Here is a 16,139-nt window from a genome sequence, read left to right as displayed (position 1 = left end):
CCCCTTCAAACGGCGTTTTCGTTTTCCTCGCCGGTGCGGATGCGCACGATGCGTTCCACGCCGGTGACGAAGATCTTTCCGTCGCCGATCTTGCCGGTGCGTGCGGAATTGACGATGGCTTCGATGCAGCGCTCCACGTCGCCTTCATTCACGACCACTTCGACCTTCATCTTGGGCAGGAAGTCGACCACGTATTCCGCACCACGGTAGAGCTCGGTGTGCCCCTTCTGGCGCCCGAAGCCCTTGACCTCGGTCACTGTGAGACCGGTAACGCCCACTTCAGCCAGGGCTTCGCGTACGTCCTCGAGCTTGAAGGGTTTGACGATGGCGGTGATCTGCTTCATGGTTTTTGCGCTCCGGCGGTTTCGTTGAACTTGCTGGTGATAGGGTAACGCCAATCCTTGCCGAAGCTTCGATGGGTCACCCGAATGCCCACAGGCGCCTGGCGCCGTTTGTATTCGTTGATCTTGATGAGCCGCGCAACCCGCTCGACCACCGCACGCTCGTAGCCGGCGGCAATGATCTCGTCGATGCCCTCGTCGTCCTGCATGTAGCGTGCCAGGATTCCGTCGAGGACGTCGTAGGGCGGCAGGCTGTCCTGGTCGGTCTGGTCGGGCCGCAGTTCGGCACTCGGGGGCCGCGTAATGATGCGCTCGGGAATCGGCGAGGCACCAGTGCCGTACGGGTCATGGGCATTGCGCCAGCGGGCCAGCGCGAACACGGTGGTCTTCAGCAGGTCCTTGATCACCGCGAAGCCGCCCGCCATGTCGCCATAGAGCGTGCAGTAGCCGGTGGCCATCTCGCTCTTGTTGCCGGTGGTGAGAACGATCGAGCCGAACTTGTTCGACAGCGCCATCAGCAGCGTGCCGCGGATGCGGGCCTGGATGTTTTCCTCGGCCGTATCCTCGGGCAGGCCCTTGAACTCCCCGGCCAGCGCACCCTTGAACGATTCGAAGGTGTGCTTGATCGAGATCTCGTCGTAGCGCACGCCCAGGCGGCTTGCCATCTCGCGCGCGTCGATCCAGCTGATGTCGGCGGTATAGGGCGAAGGCATCATGACGGCGCGCACCTTGTCCTTGCCGAGTGCATCGACCGCGATGGCAAGCACCAACGCCGAATCGATGCCCCCGGAGAGCCCCAGGATGGCGCCGGGAAAGCCGTTCTTGCCGATGTAGTCGCGCACGCCCAGTACCAGTGCATCCCACAGCTGGGCTTCCGCTTCGCGCGGCACGGCGATGGCCGAAGGTTCCGCCACGACACCGATGCCCTGCGGCGAGCGCTTCAGTTGCATGAAAACCAGCCCCTCCTTGAAACTCTCGGCCTGCATGGCGGGGGCGCCGTCAGCCTGCAGCGCAAAGGATGCGCCGTCGAAGACCACTTCGTCTTGCCCGCCCACCAGGTGCGCGTAGACCAGCGGCAGGCCCACGGCGCGGGCGCGGTCGGCCATCCGCGCCACGCGCTCGCCCTCCTTGCCGACGTGATACGGCGAGGCGTTGATGACGGCCAGCACCTCGGCGCCCGCCGCTCGAGCCAGTTCGGCTGGCTCGTCGAACCAGGCGTCTTCGCAGATCAGCACACCCACCGAGACGCCGCCGGCCTCGAACACGCAGGTGCCCTGCCCCGGCGTGAAGTAGCGGCGCTCGTCGAACACCTGGTAGTTCGGCAGTTCGCGCTTGGCGTAGGTTTCGAGGATGCGGCCTTCCTTGATGACGCTGGCGGCGTTGTAGCGCATCTGCACCGCCACCGAGCGGCTTCGCAGGCTGCCGCCCGTCGGATGCCCCACCACCACGACCATGTCTTTGAGGTCGGCCAGTGCGGCGGCAATGCCTTTCACGGCATCATCGCAGGCTTCGGTGAAGGCGGGACGCAGGAAAAGGTCCTCTGCCGCATAGCCGGCAATCGAGAGTTCGGGCGTCAGCAGAACACGCGCACCTTCGGCGTGGGCCTGGTGCGCGGCATCGACGATTTTTCTCGCGTTGCCGGCGAGGTCGCCCACCACAAAATTGAGTTGCGCGATGGCGAGCTTGAGCGTCATACGGAAGGAAGAAAAAGGCTTGAACGATTATGTCATTCGGGTGGTGGCGTCGCTGTCGGACCTGGAGCCGAAAGCATGGAACGCGCTGCTCGCGGCCGAGGCGCAGCCGTCGCCCTTCATGCGCTACGAATACCTCGCGGCTCTGCACGACAGCGGCAGCGCCTCGCCCGAAAGCGGCTGGATGCCGCAGTTCATTACCCTGTGGCGCGGCGAGCAGCTGCGGGCGGCCTGCCCGGCCTACATCAAGACCCATTCCTATGGCGAGTATGTCTTCGACTGGGCCTGGGCCAATGCCTACGAACAGCACGGGCTCGCCTACTATCCCAAGGCAGTGGTGGCGGTGCCATTCACGCCGGTGCCCGGCGCACGCCTGCTGGCCCGCGATCCGCAAGACCGCACGCTGCTGGTGCAGGCATTGGTGGCCTGGTGCAAGAAGGAAGAACTCTCGTCGCTGCATCTGCTGTTCGGCGCGGACGCCGACATTGCCGCCTGCACCGAAGCGGGCCTGATGCTGCGCAATACGGTGCAGTTCCACTGGACGAATGCCGCCCCGGGGGAATCAGGCGAAACAGCCGGCTACGTGGACTTCGAATCCTTTCTCGCCAGCCTGTCCCACGACAAGCGCAAGAAGATCCGCCAGGAGCGCCGCAAGGTGGCTGAGGCCGGCGTGACCTTTCGCTGGTCACGCGGCGCCGACATCGCCCGATCGGACTGGGATTTCTTCTACCGCTGCTATGCACGCACCTATCGTGAGCACGGCAACCCGCCCTACCTTTCACGCGACTTCTTCCAGCGCATGGCCGACACCATGCCCGAAGCCTGGCTGCTGTTCGTCGCCGAGCGCGAGGGAAAGCCGATTGCCACGAGCCTGATCGCGCTGTCCACGCACGGGGACGAGGCGCTGGTGGCCTACGGCCGTTACTGGGGCGCCGTGGAGCGCGTCGACTGCCTGCATTTCGAGGCCTGCTACTACCAGCCGCTGGCCTGGTGCATTGCGCACGGCGCCAGGCGCTTCGAAGGCGGCGCGCAGGGCGAACACAAGATGGCGCGCGCATTGATGCCGGTGAAGACCACCAGCGCCCACTGGCTGGCACACCCCGGCTTCGCCGACGCGGTCGAGCGCTTTCTCGAGCGCGAGGGCGAAGGCATCGAGAACTACATGGACCACCTGGGCGAACGCAGCCCCTTCAAGGCGGGCTGAGCGGCTGCGAACGCGTGCAGGGCCGAGCGATTACTTCTTGTAGGCAGCGATGCCGTCGACGACTTCCTTCTTGGCCGCGTCGATGCCTTCCCAGCCCAGCACCTTGACCCACTTGCCGGCTTCCAGGTCCTTGTAGTGCTCGAAAAAGTGGCTGATGGCCTTCAGGCGCATCGGGTTCACGTCGTCGACCGACTTCCAGTGGCTGTAGATCGGCAGCACCTTGTCGGTGGGCACGGCCAGCACCTTGCCGTCGACGCCGGCTTCGTCTTCCATCATCAGGATGCCCAGCGGGCGGCACGGCACCACGACGCCGGGCAAGAGCGGATACGGCGCGATCACCAGCACGTCGACCGGGTCGCCGTCGCCAGAGAGGGTCTGCGGCACGTAGCCGTAGTTGGCCGGATAGTACATCGCGGTCGTCATGAAGCGGTCCACGAAGATCGCGCCCGATTCCTTGTCGACTTCGTACTTGATCGGGTCGGCGTTCATCGGGATTTCGATCACGACATTGAAGGCGTCGGGGATGTTCTTGCCGGGGGAGACTTTGTCGAAGGACATGACGTTTTCGAGTAGTTGAAAAGTATGAGGAGAGATGGGGACAAACCCGGAGTTTACTTTCCGTGTCACGGCCCGGTCGCACGCGCTCTCGTTTTTGCCTGTAAATTGCACCCGTTGGCCAATCGGCTCCGCACCTCGGTGCTGCGAGCTTCGAGGAAGCAACGCGACGGAAAACCTGGGTCCCGTACGCGTTGCGCGCAGGACCCATGCTGTCCGTCTCCACAAGTCACAACGAACGAATGGAGAAGCAAAGCATGATCGGCAACACCCCCCTGATACTCGCCATCGTCTGCGGCCTCGTGGCCGTGGGCTACGGTTTCTGGGCTCGAAGTTGGATTCTCGCCAAGGATCCCGGCAACGCGCGGATGCAGGAGATCGCGGCAGCCATCCAGGCCGGCGCATCGGCCTACCTCGCCAAGCAATACACCACCATCGCGGTGGTCGGCGTGGTCCTGGCCATCCTCATCGGCCTGTTCCTCGACGCAACCACGGCCATCGGCTTCGTGGTGGGAGCGGTGCTTTCGGGCGCCTGCGGCTTCATCGGCATGAACGTGTCGGTACGCGCCAACGTGCGCACCGCGCAGGCGGCCACGCAAGGCATCGGCCCGGCGCTCGACGTCGCGTTCCGCGGCGGCGCCATCACAGGCATGCTGGTGGTGGGGCTGGGGCTCCTGGGCGTCTCGGTCTTCTACTGGTTCCTGGCGGGCAACGGCAACCTCACGCCGGACCGCAGCCTCTCGGCCATCCTCAATCCGCTGATCGGTTTTGCCTTCGGCTCCTCGCTGATCTCGATCTTCGCGCGGCTGGGCGGCGGCATCTTCACCAAGGGCGCCGACGTGGGCGCCGACCTGGTGGGCAAGGTCGAAGCCGGCATTCCGGAAGACGATCCGCGCAACCCGGCCGTCATTGCGGACAACGTGGGCGACAACGTCGGCGACTGCGCCGGCATGGCGGCCGACCTGTTCGAGACCTATGCCGTCACCCTGATCGCCACCATGGTACTGGGCGCGCTGATGGTCACGGCCGCGCCGCTCAACGCGGTGCTCTATCCGCTGGCACTGGGCGGTGTGTCGATCATCGCCTCGATCATCGGCTGCTTCTTCGTCAAGGCCTCGCCTGGCATGACCAACGTGATGCCGGCGCTCTACAAAGGCCTGGCGGTCGCGGGCATCCTGTCGCTGATCGCGTTCTGGTTCGTCACGAGCTGGATCATCCCCGACAACGCCATTGCCCCGAGCGGCAGCCAGCTCAAGCTGTTCGGCGCCTGCTTCGTGGGCCTGGCGCTGACGGCCGCGCTGGTGTGGATCACCGAGTACTACACCGGCACGCAGTACAAGCCGGTGCAGCACATCGCACAGGCCTCCACCACGGGCCACGGCACCAACATCATCGCGGGCCTCGGCGTCTCGATGCGCTCGACGGCATGGCCGGTGATCTTCGTCTGCATCGCCATCATGGCCTCGTATGCGCTCGCGGGCCTGTTCGGCATCGCGGTGGCTGCCACGGCCATGCTCAGCATGGCGGGCATCGTGGTGGCGCTCGATGCCTACGGCCCCATCACCGACAACGCCGGCGGCATCGCCGAAATGAGCGAGATGCCCGCCAGCGTGCGCGACATCACCGACCCGCTCGACGCCGTGGGCAACACGACCAAGGCCGTGACCAAGGGCTACGCCATCGGCTCGGCCGGCCTCGCCTCGCTGGTGCTCTTTGCCGACTACACCCACAAGCTGGAGAGCTTCGGGCTGAACATCAGCTTCAACCTGAGCGACCCGATGGTGATCGTCGGCCTCTTCATCGGCGGCCTGATCCCCTACCTGTTCGGCGCCATGGCCATGGAAGCCGTGGGTCGCGCGGCCGGCGCGGTGGTCGAGGAGGTGCGCAGGCAGTTCCGCGAGATCCCCGGGATCATGGAAGGCACCGGCAAGCCCGAGTACGGCAAGGCCGTGAGCATGCTGACCGGCGCGGCCATCAAGGAAATGATGATTCCCTCGCTGCTGCCGGTGGTGGTGCCGATCCTGGTCGGCCTGCTGCTCGGGCCGAAGGCGCTGGGCGGCCTGCTGATGGGCACCATCGTGACCGGCCTGTTCGTCGCCATCTCGATGTGCACGGGCGGCGGCGCATGGGACAACGCCAAGAAGTACATCGAGGACGGCCATCACGGCGGCAAGGGCTCCGAGGCGCACAAGGCCGCCGTCACCGGCGACACCGTGGGCGATCCCTACAAGGACACGGCCGGCCCGGCGGTGAATCCGCTGATCAAGATCATCAACATCGTGGCGCTGCTGATCGTGCCGCTGGTGGTCAAGTTCCACGGCGGCGACGCGGCTGCAGCCGTGCCGCACAAGGTCGAGACACCCCCGGCCGCTACCGCGCCGGCTGCTTCTTCGGCGCCCGCAGCGCCGGTGCAGGCACCTGCGCCCGCAACGCCGGCGGCAGCGGTTGCCTCCGGCGCCGTGGCAGCCGCCGAAGCCGCGGCCGTGAAGGTCGAGAACGGCGTGGTGAAGTTCTATTTCGAGAGCGGCAAGGCCGAGGTCGCGCCCAATGCCAAGGAAGCGTTGGCCGACGTCATCAAGGCCGTGCAGAGCGGCAGCACCCTGCTCGTGAGCGGCTACCACGATGCGAGCGGCGATCCGGCCAAGAACGCCGAACTCGCCAAGCAGCGCGCGATGGCCGTAGGCGATGCGCTCAAGGCCGCCGGCGCGCCCGCGGACAAGATCGAGCTTGCCAAGCCCGAGCAGACCCAGGCGGATGGCCCCCCGGGCGAAGCCCGCCGCGTCGAAGTGAAGGTCAAGGCCTGATGCCCACCACGGAAAGACTCGAAGCCTTCATTGCCGCCGTGGAAAGCGGCGCGCACGCCAAGGCCATCGAGAACTTCTACACCGAGGACGCGACCATGCGGGAGAACCAGGCCGAGCCCCGGCGCGGCCGCAGCACGCTGGTTGCCCGCGAGCAGGCGACGCTGGATCGCACGGCCTCTGTGGTTTCGACCTGCGTGCGCCCGGTGTTCGTGAACGGCGATCACGTGGTGATCCGCTGGGTCTTCGATTTCCGCTTCAAGGATGGCAAGGCCATGCGCATGGAAGAGCTCGCCTGGCAGCGCTGGGAGGGCGACCGCATCGCCCAGGAAGAGTTCTTCTACGATCCGTCGCAGGCCAGGCCCGCCTGACGCGAACCGCAGGCCGAGGCCTCCCTGCTCGGCCCCGCCCCTTTTCGCTACCTGGTGCTCTCGGCCGCCACCGCGCGTACCAGGCGCGTGGCCGGCGGCACCAATTGGCCCAGATCACCCACCCGGTCCTGTTCGATGGCCTGGAGCACCAGTTCGTTGATGCCTCCCACCACCGTCATCGCCATTTCACTCGTCAGGTGCGCCACGGGGCCGCTGTGCGCGCCGCCGCCGCTGTTGATGGCCGCCTGGATGAAGCCGGCGATCTCGTCATTCACCCGGCGCCGCGCCGCCAGCCCCGGCATGCCGAGGCCAAGAATCTCCACGAACAGCGTGCGCAGCAGCGCCGGGTCCTGCGCAAGGTAATCGAAATACGCGCTGATCGCCCGCTCCACCTGCGCATGCCAAGGCTGCGCCGGATCGAAGGCCTCGCTCACGGCGCGCAGAGCCAGCTTGCTCGCCGCCTCGTACAACGCGATCAGGCACTCGGACTTGGTCGTGAAGTGTTCGTAGAAGGTGCGGCGCGAAACAGCGGCCTCGCGCACGATGTCGGCAATGGTGGTGTCCGCGTAGCCCTTGGTGGCCACGGCGCGCGCCATGCCTTCCAGCAGCCGGGAGTAATGCTCGTGGGCGGGCTCCCCGGAGGGACCGGCAAGGGCTGGTTTTTCGGTCGCGATGCTCATGGAGAAGACATTTTCCTACGCATTGGTACTTGACGGTACCAGCCATGGAGCGCACCATTCCGAAAAATTGGTACGAGCGTGTACCGGACTGTACTTTCCAAGGACCACTTGCCATGACCGATCTTGTCGTGCGCCGCCTCTTGATCGACCTCGAGACGCCATTCGGCCGCAACTGGTGCGGTGGCGACGCATTCTCCACGGCTTTTTTCAATGCGCTGTCGATGAGCTTCCCGTTCGGCGAGCAGTTCTTCATCGATGCCGTGCGCGATGCCGCGACCACGCTGCCGGCGCAAACGCAGGAAAAGTTTCGCGCCGAGGTTCGCGGCTTCATCGGCCAGGAGGCCACGCACCGCCGCATTCATTCGCTTTTCAACGCCCATCTGCAGGACCAGGGGCTGGCCGATGGCTGGACGCCCCGCGCCGCCAGGCGCATGCAACTGATGGAAGGGGCCGATCCCCGCCATGCGCTGGCGGTCACCGCGGCCACGGAACACTTCACCGCCATGTTCGCCGAATGGCTGCTCGCCCATCCTGGAGTGCTCGATGGCGCCGAGCCGCGGCTGCGGACCATGTGGCTTTGGCACAGCGCCGAGGAACTGGAGCACAAGGCCGTCGCCTTCGACATCTACAAGGCTGCGCAGGGGTCGGACCCCTGGCGAAAACGCTGGTTCCGTCGGGTCACCGTGATGTTCCTGGGCGATCTGATGCGCCAGACCGTCGACAACCTGCGTCACGAAGGCCAGTTGTGGAAATGGGCAACCTGGAAGAGCGCCGCGCGCATCCTGCTGGGCAGAGGCGGCCTGCTCGGAGGCAACTGGCACGCCTGGCGCAGCTACTTTCGCGCCGATTTCCATCCTGCGCAGCAAGACAGCAAACTGGCGGCACGCTGGCTCGAGAACAACCGCGCGCAGTACACCCCCGTAGGCGCGGCAGCCGACGCTCTTCAGTAGAAGCTGGCTCGATGCGTGGGGGGGCTGATGGCCGCCCGCTGCTCGGGGCGCATGGTCAGGTCGTGCAGGGTATCGAAGTCCGAAGGGGCATCCGGAACGCGCATCACGACTTCCAGTTCATTCAGCGAAGCAACCCACAGGCCCGCGGCCGACTCGGCGGGTTCGTCGTTCGCGAAGGTGCCATCGCGGATGTAGAGGGTTTCGCCGTCGGGGCGTTCGGCGTGCAATTCGATCAAGCGCGAAATCGAAAAGTTGTAGGTCACCAGCTTTTCGCGCGTATTGCGGTCTTTGCCGCCGCAATTGAACGAGCCTTCCGCCGCAATGACGATGCAGGAGCCCTCCACGCCCTCGTCGACGTGGCTTCCAGTGCGCCAGATGGCATTCGGCAGGCGCACACGCACCTTGTCGATCACCAGGTCGCGCTGCTTGTTGAGGCTGCCCAGCGGCGGAACCAGCGAGCGCAGTTGGCGCAGGCGCTCCGCAAAGATGTTGTCCATGAGGAATTCCACATGGTGCGTCGCACTGCCGGAGGAACGCTTAACCACCTGCATGACCACATGACGCGACTTGTTCATTGCAGGTTCCTTCCGCAAATCGCCCGGCAGTGGGCGTCATTGCATTTATACGAAATCATTTGCCGTCGGCTACAAATTAGAACTTTTGACCGATGCTATAAATGCATCAATTGTGTCCAACTGTATATCTATTGCAGCGGATTTGGAAAGAAAATCTGCAATGAGCGCGCTCGGGCATGTCGCCAAGGCGTCGCCCGGCCCTGCTAGGCCGGCGAATCCGGTTTATTCAAGGGATTCGTCGAGCGCCTTGCACGAGGGTGCGCAAACGGTTTGCGACTTGCCCAGCACCTGGCGGGTGCGCAATTGCGACCGTACGCGGTGCTTTCCGCACATGAAGCAGGACATGGTCGCCCCGCTGAACGACGCCGAGGCACGAAACGGCGAGCCCGGTGCCTTCGACTTGTAACGCAGGCCATCGGCCACAACGGCGGTCTTGACCTCAGCTTTGGCCATCGGCTTTGTCCTTTTTCGGTTCAGTGTTGCGCATGGCGCGTGCAATGGCTTCTCTCGCGCTGACTTCGGCTGCAAGCGCCATATCGAGCGCCGAGCGGCAGAGGCCGGCATGTTGGTAATTGAGGTTTTCGTAGACCTCGGCGGCGGCAGGATAGGCGTCGAGCAGACGGCCCAGGTCGGCGCCCGGTTCAACGTCGTTGAATTCGTGCACCAAGTGTTCTACCACCGAGCGGTATTGTTCGGCGCCTACGGGAACGGCGCTGTGCTCGAGCCGCTCCAGCAGTTGAGCCAGCACGTGGGTCACTGCCAGATCGGTCTTGGGAGACGGATTGTGGGTCGTGTTCATGGATTGCATCTGGGGGCAGCATACGCTTATGCAAGTGGCTGCTCCGGCGTGGGGGTCGCCCCGTGCGCGGCCTGCATGCGCCGCAGCAGGCTGTGCAGCATTTCCGTCGACAGCCCGTGAATCACCAGCCGGTGCCCGGCCCGCAGCGTCGAAAGCGGCACCAGCGGATGCTTGTTGTTCACCAGGATGAGGTGTTCCGGGGCCCCCAGCAAGGTGGCCGCGTAGATGCCGATGGTTTCATCCAGTTGCAGCGAATTGGCGGCGCGCCAGAAGTCGTTGTCCGTCAGCATCAGCTGGTACAGCGGCGTGAAAAGCTCGATGGCGCTCTGCAGGTCGAGGAAGTTGAGCTTGCCGTGCGGCATGTCCGAAAGCCGCAGGCCCGGGTCCCTGATCATCGAAAAATCGACTTGGGGCGCCTTGCCCAGCACCAGCCCCTTGTCGCGCAGCGCCTGGTTCAGCCGAATCACGAAGTTGAAGAGATTCAGGTCGTGTTTCAGGAAGGTCTCGTCCTTGAGAGCGTCGATGTCGGCCGGCTCCAGCGGCGAGGTGCCCACGGGCGCCGGCGAATTGCGGCCGATGAAGCCCAGCACCTGCGAGCCGAGGTGGAAATGCCGCAGGATCAGCCAGTTCGCTTCCGGCGAGACGAAGCGTTTCAGCCCCCAGGCCAGCAGCCGGTGCAGCAGCTTCGAGTGCGACCAGTTGCGCGGCACGAACACTTTCACGACCTGGATCAGGATGATCGTGAGCCGCGCCACCGGCCGCAGGAACGGCAGCAGGTACTGGCGCGAACCCGAGCTCGAATCGGCCAGCCACGCCGCCTTGACCTCGTCGGGCAGCGGCGTGCTCTGGTCGAGATAGAGCGCGAGCCAGGGACTGGGATCGCGCTCGTCGTGCCCCTGCGCAAGAAAATCAGGCGTTCGGCTCATGTGGCATTCGCTCCGTGATGTGCTGAAACTGCATCAGGTACAGCGCGGCCGTATGGCGCGCCGTGTCGATGATCTGGCGGGCCGCCCGGCCCTGGCCTCCGGCGCCCTCGCCGCCTTCCACGGCCATCACCATCTCGACCGCGGCAAGCCAGCGGTTCAGGTGGTTCTCGTCGTTGTGGCCGTGGTACTCGAGAAAGCGGAAGGCGTCGGGCGGCAGCCTCAGGCCGGCCTTGATCAGCGGCAGCAGCGCGGGAACGATGCGCTGGCCCGTGCCCTCGATGATGTAGATCGCACCCAGCAGGCCGATCGGGTTGCGTGTGGCGGCCAGGCTATGCAGGTAGGCGTTGAGCGCCTCTCCGCCGGGGTTGCGGCGCAGATCGTCGATCCGCGCCACGGTGCCACCGGCTTTCCGATAGTCGCTGAAGAGGATGTTGAAGTCGTCCTGCTCCTCGCCCGCATGCACGTCGATCAGCGCGGCCAGCGCCTGGTACGGCCCGGTCAGCGAAGCGGCGCCTTCGCGCATCCAGCGGCTGCCTTCGCGCACTTGCGGGATCCACTGCTCCATCCAGTTCAGGTAGTCGGGCAAGGCAAGGCGGCGCTCGCGGATCTGGCGGATCAGCGGCGTGCGCCAGGCGCGCGAGCGGTAGTCGTGCCAGATGCCGGCCAGTTCGGTCAGGAGCGCGCCAAGGCCTTCGGGCGCGGCGGCCGGATCATGCGGCGGCGCAATCGCGGCTTCGTCGTCCAGGGCCGCTTCGGCCGTCACGCGCGGACCGCCCATCGCCCGAGCGGGCGCCTCGGCAGACTCGACCTCCAGCAGCATGTAGGCGGCCATGAAGCGCCCCGATTCCGGCACATAGCAGAAGATCTGTTCCCCGGGCTTCAGCGCTTTGGTGTGCAGGAACTCCGACAGCATGATCAGGATCGACGCGGCCCCCGTATTGCCGCGCCAGGCCAGGTTGCTCCACCAGCGCTCGCGCGGAATGGCCAGGTCGGCCTTGGCCATCAGGTCCTCGACCACGGGAATGAATTTCTCCGACGAGTAGTGGCACAGGAAGTGATCGACCCGCTTCGGATCGAGCCATCCGCCCTGCACCAGCGTTGCGTATTCATGAATGCCGATGTCGAACAGGTGCGGCAGCAGGCGTATGTCCTGCCGCAGCGACAGGGCACCCGCCACCTCCGCCTCGGCCCACGAACCGAAATCGAGATGGCCGCGCGCGCGGTCTTCGGTCAGGCCCAGCTGCATGCAGACCGGGTAGTCCCCCGAGAATGCACGCTGATGCACCCACTTCAGCCGCAGGCGCAGCCCGGGGCTGCCGGCCAGCGCGGGCGTGCCGTCGGACAGCAGCAGCGCGCCCGCGCCGTCGGAGAGCATCCAGCGCAGGAAGTGCGAATCGAAATCGGTTTCGTAGCCGCGTGCCGCGAAGCGCGAGCGCTTGAAAAGCCGCGACGGCATCTCGCTGGCCACCGCGAGCGCGCTGCGGTGCGCACCCAGCTCGATGCCCTGCGCGGCCGACTGGATGGCCGACACGCCCGCGGCGCAGATGCCGTGCACCGACAGCGTTTCCATGGGCGGCGCCGCCAGCTCGCCCTGGATCATGTTGGCGAAACCGGGCATCAGCGTGTCGCCGCCCGAAGAGCCGCTGGCCAGCAGCGACACCCGCGACAGCTCGGCACCGCCGCGCCGCAGGCAGTCGCGGATCGCGCCTGCCGCCAATTGCGTATTGGTGTGGCGCGTCACGCCCTCCTCGTCGATCGCATAGTGCCGCGTGAGGATGCCGTTCTCGGCCAGGATGCGCCGCTTGATGCGCTCCGACATCCGGTTGAGCGGCGCAATGTAGGCGTCCATGCGCTCGTTGGGAATGGGCTCGCCGGGCATGAAGTAGCCGGCGCTCTCGATGTAGACGCGTTGGAATGGGACGGGCATGGTTCAGTGGGTTGAAGACTCGGGCGGCACGGGCGGCATCAGCGAACGGCTGCGAAAACGCGGCCACAGCGCTCCCAGCACGAACACGCGAACCATGTAGGGCACCAGTCCCTGCTCGTTGAGCCCGGGGGCGACCTGCGCGCGGTAGCGCGTGCGGTGCAATTGCGCGAGCTCGGACCAGTGGACATGCGGGTTCTCGTGATGTGCGGTGTGCAGGCCGATGTTGAACAGCAAGGGGTTCACCAGCCCCTCGAAATTGCGCGCGTAGTTCAGGCGGGTACTTGCGGTATCGCGCCGCGCCTCCGCGCCTGGCCCGGGCCGGCGTCCATCGGCATGCGCATGCTGCAGATAGTTGGTCGCCAGCAGCCAATGCAGTCCGTGCAGCTGCGGCACGATCACGAACAGCAGGGCCTTGCGCCAGTCGAGCAGCAGCAGCGCGCTCCAGCTGCCGAGCCACAGCGCGTACTGCGCCATGCAGTAGCGCCAGGGCCCCGGCCAGTGCCTGCGAAGCCGGCCGAGCCAGCCGAAGAACACCGGCACCAGCACCCACACGGCCTGGAACGGATGCAGCAGGTAGCCCCGCAGATGGTTGGTGTCGCCGCCGAAGCGGTAGGTGCGCGCCACATCCCGCGGCCCATGCCGGTGGCGGTGGTGGTTGGCCACGTGCGCCGGCCAGAAGACGAAGGTCGGATGCCCCTGCAGCAGCGTGATCCAGAAGTCGGTGAACCGGTTCATGCGCCGCCCGCGCCAGATGCGCAAATGCACGTGGTTGTGGTGGATCACGCCCACGCCAAGCGTCAGGAACAACATCGGCGCATAGAGCAGCACGGCAAAGCCATGCACCCACTGCCATCCTGCCAGCGCCGGAAGCGCCGCCAGATAGGCAAGGCTCTGCCAGTCGCGCCAGTGGCGAAGGCGTGCCGGCCGGCGCGGCGCGTCAGGCCGGCGTGCCATGCTGCCGTCGGCGTTGCTGCTTCTCGCGGAAGGCCAGGAACTGCGGCTCGGCCGCATCGGCGGCAATGCGCGTGTCGAACAACCGGTCCATGAAAGTGAACTGGAAGCCGTAGTTGCCGCTGTGGCAGGCGTGGTGCAAATGGTGCCGGCGGCTCGCGGCAAACCAGTGGCTGTACGGTACCCCGGGAAAGAAGTCGTAGTTCGAATGCCCGATGCTGTTGAAGAACAGGCTGAACAGCGGCACCGACGCGAGCGACCAGATGCTGAAGTCGTGCAGCAGCATCGGCAGCAGGATCACGTTGCCGAGCATGGCCGCCTCGACCGGATGAAAGCTGTACGTGGCCCATGGCGTGGTCACGACCGAGCGGTGATGCGGCCCGTGAAAGCGCCGCAGCCAGCGCGTGTGCAGCAGGCGATGGTTGAGCCAGAAATGAACGTCGTTCCAGATCGCGAGCACCAGGACTTCGATTGCGATCTGGCGCCATCCCGCGTCGGCATCGAGCCGCGCCCAACCCAGCTGAAGCAAGCCCCACGGAAACACCATGCCCAGCCCGAACACGAGCACCGACACGCCCGACTGCGCCATTTCGCGGCGCAGCTGCCCCGGCTGCAGCGGCCGGGGGTCGAGCATGCGCCCGATGCCGAGCGCCGGCAGCACCCGCCGGGTCGACAGCCAGTTGAGAGCACCGAACCCCAGATAGATGCCGCCGAAAAAGATCAGCCCCCAGAACATCACCTGCAGGGCCGACAACGAAATGAAGCTTTGCGCCATCCCCCGAGGCTACAGCAGCATTTCGGGAACCAGAGGCGCAATGATCAGGTTGTGGAGCCGCTGGAAGAAGCTCGATTCCGGCTCCGACGTGAGGATGACTTCCTTTTCGCCATCGGTCGTGAGCCACTGCAGCGTGCCGGTGTCCTTGGCAATGCGCAGGCGGTACGAGTTCTGCAGCTTGCTGATGTTGATGACGCGCAGCATCTCGCGCGCCAGCTGGGGGCTGTCGACCACCACGCCCATCTCGGTGTTCTGGCTCGCCGAGCGCGGATCGAGGTTCATCGAGCCGATGAAGATGCGCGTCTTGTCGATGGCCGCGGTCTTGGAGTGCAGCCGCCCCAGCGATTTGCCGAACATGCCGAAGCGCTCGCCCGCGGTGGTGCGCTGCGGGCTTAGCTCGTACAGGTCGGCGCCGCTCCTGAGCAGCCGCTCGCGGTAGCGCGCATAGCCGGTGTGCACCAGCGGTTCGTCGTTGGCGGCCAGCGAATTGGTCAGCAGGGTGAGCTTGACCTTGCGCTTGGCCAGGTCCTCGAACGCCGCCATGCCGCGCTCGCCCGGCACCAGGTAGGGAGAGGTCAGGTCGACCTCGAACTTGGCGTCCATCAGCAGCGTCCAGACCTTCATCGTCACGCTGGTGGCAATGGCCTCGTCCTCGGTCATCGTGGTGGGCTTGGTGGGCGGATCGGCAATGGCGCGGGCCTCGCCCCACAGCAACCCCATGCGGCCGCCGTCGAGTTCTTCCGCGATCGGCCCGTAGCCCAGGACGTCCGACGGCGGAAGCACGATCTTCGGCGGCGCCGCCGCCATGCCGATCCAGGCGTCGAAGTCGGCGCCCGTGGGCGTGCGGCCGCCCTCTCCGCGGACGATGTCGGCCACGGGCCAGACCTGCTCGCTGTTCCAGTAGGCATCGAAGATCGACTCCAGCTGCGGCAGCACCTTGCCCACCACCAGCGCGTCCATGTCGATGAAGTTCTGCGCCTCGCTCAGCACGAAATACTCGTCGGCGATGTTGCGGCCGCCCACCACCGCCATGACGCCGTCGGCGATGAAGAGCTTGTTGTGCATGCGGTGGTTGAGTCGCCCGATCTCGTGCGGCGAAGCCGCGAAGCGCGAGAGAAAACCGTTGCGCCCGCAGCAGAACGGATTGAACAGCCGCACGTCCACGTTGGGCGTTGCGGAAAGCGCCAGCAGCAGCTGCTGGCTTTTGACGGTGTAGAGATCGTCCACCAGCAGCCGTACCTGCACGCCGCGCGCGGCCGCCTCGCGCAGCGCACGCATCAGGAGGCGTCCGGTGGCGTCGTTCTCGAACTGGTAGTACTGAACCGCCAACGAGCGCTGGGCACGCTCTGCGAGCTGGACGCGCGCATCCAGCGAATACACGCCGAGCGGCATCAGTCTGAAGCCCGAGTGCTCGCCGGGCGGCGTCGAGGCGGCTGCGATCCTTGCCAGCGTGGTGGACGGATCGGCCGCGGCGGCATTCACCGCCGCCCGCTCGCGCGCCGGCGGCAGCGAGCCGCAGGCCGCCAGCGCCGCGGCGATGGCGCCGGCAAGACAGATCCGCAGAAGTCGGGTCAAGGGGTTCATGATGGCATC

The 16,139-nt window shown here is 65.8% G+C and carries 16 protein-coding genes; 4 read left to right on the top strand and 12 right to left on the bottom strand.

The window, feature by feature from the left end:
* Positions 1–5 precede the first annotated feature (5 nt).
* A complete protein-coding gene (locus VAPA_RS12305; protein ID WP_012747471.1) occupies positions 6–344 on the bottom strand; it encodes a P-II family nitrogen regulator in 339 nt (112 codons plus the stop codon).
* Positions 341–2,035: an NAD+ synthase gene (locus VAPA_RS12300; RefSeq protein ID WP_021007097.1), complete on the bottom strand. Its 1,695-nt coding sequence runs from the start codon at positions 2,033–2,035 to the stop codon at positions 341–343. The genes VAPA_RS12305 and VAPA_RS12300 overlap by 4 nt, the downstream gene beginning before the upstream one ends.
* A 19-nt stretch (positions 2,036–2,054) precedes the next feature.
* Here VAPA_RS12300 and VAPA_RS12295 point away from each other — a divergent pair, with 19 nt between their 5' ends.
* Positions 2,055–3,236 (top strand): GNAT family N-acetyltransferase, encoded by a 1,182-nt coding sequence (locus VAPA_RS12295; protein WP_021007096.1) that lies wholly within the window; start codon positions 2,055–2,057, stop codon positions 3,234–3,236.
* A 30-nt stretch (positions 3,237–3,266) separates the two neighbouring features.
* Here VAPA_RS12295 and ppa read toward each other — a convergent pair whose 3' ends face one another.
* Complete coding sequence (ppa, locus tag VAPA_RS12290; RefSeq protein ID WP_021007095.1) at positions 3,267–3,794, bottom strand: inorganic diphosphatase; 528 nt, start codon at positions 3,792–3,794, stop codon at positions 3,267–3,269.
* 254 nt (positions 3,795–4,048) lie between these two features.
* Here ppa and VAPA_RS12285 point away from each other — a divergent pair, with 254 nt between their 5' ends.
* Both VAPA_RS12285 and VAPA_RS12280 read left to right on the top strand, forming a co-directional pair.
* The gene (locus tag VAPA_RS12285) at positions 4,049–6,595 is read left to right on the top strand and encodes a sodium-translocating pyrophosphatase (RefSeq protein WP_021007094.1); all 2,547 of its coding nucleotides are present in this window, start codon (positions 4,049–4,051) and stop codon (positions 6,593–6,595) included.
* Positions 6,595–6,963, top strand: coding sequence for a nuclear transport factor 2 family protein (locus VAPA_RS12280; protein ID WP_021007093.1), 369 nt, complete (start codon positions 6,595–6,597; stop codon positions 6,961–6,963). Before VAPA_RS12285 ends, VAPA_RS12280 begins: the two co-directional genes overlap by 1 nt.
* 47 nt (positions 6,964–7,010) lie before the next feature.
* On the opposite strand, the gene VAPA_RS12275 is transcribed toward VAPA_RS12280, so the two are convergent.
* Positions 7,011–7,643, bottom strand: a complete 633-nt coding sequence (locus tag VAPA_RS12275; protein WP_021007092.1) for a TetR/AcrR family transcriptional regulator — start codon at positions 7,641–7,643, stop codon at positions 7,011–7,013.
* 113 nt (positions 7,644–7,756) lie between these two features.
* Between VAPA_RS12275 and VAPA_RS12270 the strand changes: the two genes are divergently transcribed.
* Complete coding sequence (locus VAPA_RS12270; RefSeq protein ID WP_021007091.1) at positions 7,757–8,593, top strand: metal-dependent hydrolase; 837 nt, start codon at positions 7,757–7,759, stop codon at positions 8,591–8,593.
* On the opposite strand, the gene VAPA_RS12265 is transcribed toward VAPA_RS12270, so the two are convergent.
* The 8 genes from VAPA_RS12265 to VAPA_RS12230 form a co-directional block, all read right to left on the bottom strand.
* Positions 8,587–9,168 (bottom strand): hypothetical protein, encoded by a 582-nt coding sequence (locus tag VAPA_RS12265; RefSeq protein ID WP_021007090.1) that lies wholly within the window; start codon positions 9,166–9,168, stop codon positions 8,587–8,589. The two genes, VAPA_RS12270 and VAPA_RS12265, sit on opposite strands and share 7 nt — an antisense overlap.
* A 222-nt stretch (positions 9,169–9,390) precedes the next feature.
* Complete coding sequence (locus VAPA_RS33885; RefSeq protein WP_012747462.1) at positions 9,391–9,621, bottom strand: hypothetical protein; 231 nt, start codon at positions 9,619–9,621, stop codon at positions 9,391–9,393.
* Positions 9,608–9,976, bottom strand: coding sequence for a hypothetical protein (locus VAPA_RS12255; protein WP_021007088.1), 369 nt, complete (start codon positions 9,974–9,976; stop codon positions 9,608–9,610). The genes VAPA_RS33885 and VAPA_RS12255 overlap by 14 nt, the downstream gene beginning before the upstream one ends.
* Positions 9,977–9,993: 17 nt before the next feature.
* Positions 9,994–10,893, bottom strand: coding sequence for a DUF6999 family protein (locus VAPA_RS12250; protein ID WP_021007087.1), 900 nt, complete (start codon positions 10,891–10,893; stop codon positions 9,994–9,996).
* Positions 10,877–12,820 carry a StlD/DarB family beta-ketosynthase gene (locus VAPA_RS12245; RefSeq protein WP_021007086.1) on the bottom strand — a complete coding sequence of 648 codons (1,944 nt, stop codon included), beginning with the start codon at positions 12,818–12,820 and terminating at the stop codon, positions 10,877–10,879. The genes VAPA_RS12250 and VAPA_RS12245 overlap by 17 nt, the downstream gene beginning before the upstream one ends.
* Positions 12,821–12,823: 3 nt before the next feature.
* The gene (locus VAPA_RS12240; protein ID WP_021007085.1) at positions 12,824–13,774 is read right to left on the bottom strand and encodes a fatty acid desaturase; all 951 of its coding nucleotides are present in this window, start codon (positions 13,772–13,774) and stop codon (positions 12,824–12,826) included.
* Complete coding sequence (locus VAPA_RS12235) at positions 13,758–14,546, bottom strand: sterol desaturase family protein (RefSeq protein ID WP_021007084.1); 789 nt, start codon at positions 14,544–14,546, stop codon at positions 13,758–13,760. Before VAPA_RS12235 ends, VAPA_RS12240 begins: the two co-directional genes overlap by 17 nt.
* Positions 14,547–14,555: 9 nt before the next feature.
* Positions 14,556–16,130, bottom strand: a complete 1,575-nt coding sequence (locus tag VAPA_RS12230) for a phospholipase D family protein (RefSeq protein ID WP_021007083.1) — start codon at positions 16,128–16,130, stop codon at positions 14,556–14,558.
* Between the last annotated feature and the right edge of the window lie 9 nt (positions 16,131–16,139).

This window comes from Variovorax paradoxus B4 (genome assembly GCF_000463015.1).
In the GTDB taxonomy this organism is placed as follows: domain Bacteria; phylum Pseudomonadota; class Gammaproteobacteria; order Burkholderiales; family Burkholderiaceae_C; genus Variovorax; species Variovorax paradoxus_E.
The sequence above is the reverse complement of the archived record's forward strand: the minus strand, read 5'-3'. Positions and strand labels throughout refer to the sequence as shown.